This window comes from Mycobacterium sp. pV006, from assembly GCF_041287115.1.
Taxonomy (GTDB): Bacteria; Actinomycetota; Actinomycetes; order Mycobacteriales; family Mycobacteriaceae; genus Mycobacterium.
Genome location: NZ_JBGGKT010000041.1, coordinates 1 through 2638, shown reverse-complemented (window position 1 = coordinate 2638; position 2638 = coordinate 1). Strand labels below are relative to the sequence as shown.

Annotated in this window: 2 protein-coding genes; both read left to right on the top strand. The window is 66.8% G+C overall.

The genetic code is table 11. From position 1 onward, the window contains the following. Positions 1–217: 217 nt before the first annotated feature. Positions 218–1735, top strand: a complete 1518-nt coding sequence (gene istA, locus ACAG25_RS24675) for an IS21 family transposase (protein WP_370491050.1) — start codon at positions 218–220, stop codon at positions 1733–1735. Then, on the top strand, positions 1732–2511 hold the full coding sequence (istB, locus tag ACAG25_RS24670; RefSeq protein ID WP_370491049.1) for an IS21-like element helper ATPase IstB: 780 nt from the start codon (positions 1732–1734) through the stop codon (positions 2509–2511). Before istA ends, istB begins: the two co-directional genes overlap by 4 nt. The last annotated feature ends 127 nt before the right edge of the window (positions 2512–2638 follow it).

The following is a 2638-nucleotide window of genomic DNA, read 5'->3' as shown; positions in this document are numbered from 1 at the left end:
TGTCGACGGACATGAAAAGCTGCCCACTGGCGGACATGAAAATGCCCATCCGCGGCCAATAAGTACTGCCCATCGGCGGACACGAAAGTGCCCGCTGGCGGTCATGAATCTGCCCAGACCTAGCTGTGCCGTCCGGCGCGTCAGCGCTGTGGCGGCCTCTCCTGCGGTTTCGATGTCGATGCCTAGTCGAGATCGACAACACGCAGGAGAGACCTACTTGAAGTCTGACGGAGAACTCATGGAAATTCTGAACGCCTATGACCTGACCGGGTCCTATCGCGCGGCGGCCGAGTTATGCGGGTGCTCGCACCACACGGTGAAGAAGGCTGTCGAGGACCGCGACGCCGGCCTGCCGCCGGCGACGCGGCGGGCCCGGATGATTGACGATTGGCGCGATCTGCTCGAGGGCTGGGTGGCTGATTCGAAGGGCAAGATCCGCGGCGACAAGGCCCACGAGAAGCTGGTGGCGTTGGGTTATGCCGGCACTGACCGTACCACTCGCCGGGCGGTTGCCGAGGTCAAAGCTCAATGGCGCCTGGGTAATACGCGGGTACACCGGCCGTGGATCACCGAACCGGGCTTGTGGCTGCAGTACGACTTCGCCGACGGGCCCTTGGTCGCCGGCCGCAGGATCGTGCTGCTGGTGGCGTGGCTGGCCTGGAGCCGCTACCGCGTCGTGGTGGCGTTGCGGGACCGCACCGCGCCGAGCGTCTTCGCCGGGCTGGACCGCATCTTCCGCATCATCGGGGGTGCCCCGACGTATCTGCTGACCGACAACGAGAAAACCGTCACCACCGGGCACATCGCCGGGGTGCCGGTCCGTAACCGCGCCGCGGTCACCTTCGGCCGCTACTACGGCATCACGGTGCTGACCTGTGAACCCGCCGACCCTGCCACCAAGGGCGGGGTGGAAAACGCCGTCAAACTCGCCAAAGCCGACATCGTGCCCACCGATACCAACCTGCTACCCCAGTACGGCAGCTTCGCCGACGTCGAAGCCGCGTGCGCACGGTTCACCACCGAGATCAACGCACGCACCCACCGCACCACCGGGCGACGGCCGGCCGAGATGCTCACCGCAGAACGCCCTGCCCTGCACGCGATACCCGACCTGCCCCACACCGCGGCACTCGGGGTGACCCGCCGGGTTCCCGACAACACCCCCATGGTCACCTTCGAACGCTGCCAATACTCGCTGCCAGCAACACTATTGGGCCAGACAGTGTGGATCCGCAACCACGACGGCACCGACGAGATCGTGATCTGCGCCCTCGACGACCGCGGACCGATCGAAGTGGCGCGGCACCGCCGGGCCACCCCCGGCAGCCCCGCGATCGACGACACCCATTTCCCCGGCCACCGCGACAAGGTGCCCGGTGACTACCGGGTGCGGGCCCGCACCGTCAGCGAGCAGACCTTCCTGGCGCTCGGGCCCGGCGCGGCGGTATGGCTCAAAGAAGCCGCCGCAATCGGCACCGAACGGATCCTGCAGAAAATGGCCCATGCCGTGGAACTCTCCGCTCTGGCCGGGCGCGCGGATGTGGACTGGGCTTTGGGTCATGCCGCAGTGCACGGGCGCTTCGCCACCGGCGACCTCGACTCCATCCTGGCCGCCAAAGGCCTCGACCTCACGCGCCGCGGCGCCGACGAAGACACCTCCCTGGCACAAGGCACCAGCGGATGGAACCTGTTCGGCCGCACCATCATCAGCACTGGCGACGGAGGCACCGCATGACCACCACCACAGCCGCCGCAGCGCAGTTGCCTGCCGACCTCGAAACGCTGATGCGTAACCTGCGGTTGCCGCACGCCCGAGCGATCGCCGCCGACGTGCTGGCCACCGCCCGATCCCAACGCTGGGACCCCACCGAGGTGATCAAAGCGCTGCTGAGCGAAGAAGCTGCCGGCCGGGCCCGATCCATGCTCGCATCGCGGCGCAAAGCCGCCGGATTCCCGACGGGGAAGACCTTCGACGCCTGGGACCCGAACGCCTCCTCGATCCCGCTGCCCACCCAGCAAGCGCTGCAAACCCTGGAATGGGTTCACCGCCGGGAGAACCTGGTGGTCTGCGGCCCGGCCGGCACCGGCAAGACATTCTTCCTCGAAGCGTTGGGCCAGAAAGTGATCGAGGCCGGGATGCCGGTGGCCTGGTTCACCCTCGAACAAATCGGGGTACTGGTGCGGGCTCACCGCGCCGATGACACCCTGGGCAAGGCCGTGGCCAAGATCGTGCGCGCCGAACTCGTCGTCATCGACGACGTCGGGCTTCTCCCGGTCGGTGCCGATGCCGCCGAAGGGCTCTACCGCATCGTCGAGGCCGCTTACGAGCGTCGCTCGGTGGCCATCTCGTCGAACCTTCATCCCAGCGGATTCGACGAACTCATGCCCAAGACATTGGCCACCGCCACCGTCGACCGGCTGCTACACCACGCGCACCTCTGCCAAACCAGCGGCGACTCCGTACGCCTGGCCCAAGCCCTGCACGGGAAAGGAGTCCACCCCCTGACCTGACCGATCCAGCCGGTGGCGGACACCCCCACTCATGGGCAGATTCGTGTCCGCCACTGGGCAGTTCTTATTGGCCACCTACGGGCACTTCTCATGTCCGCCCACGGGCAGTTTCAGATGTCCATTGACA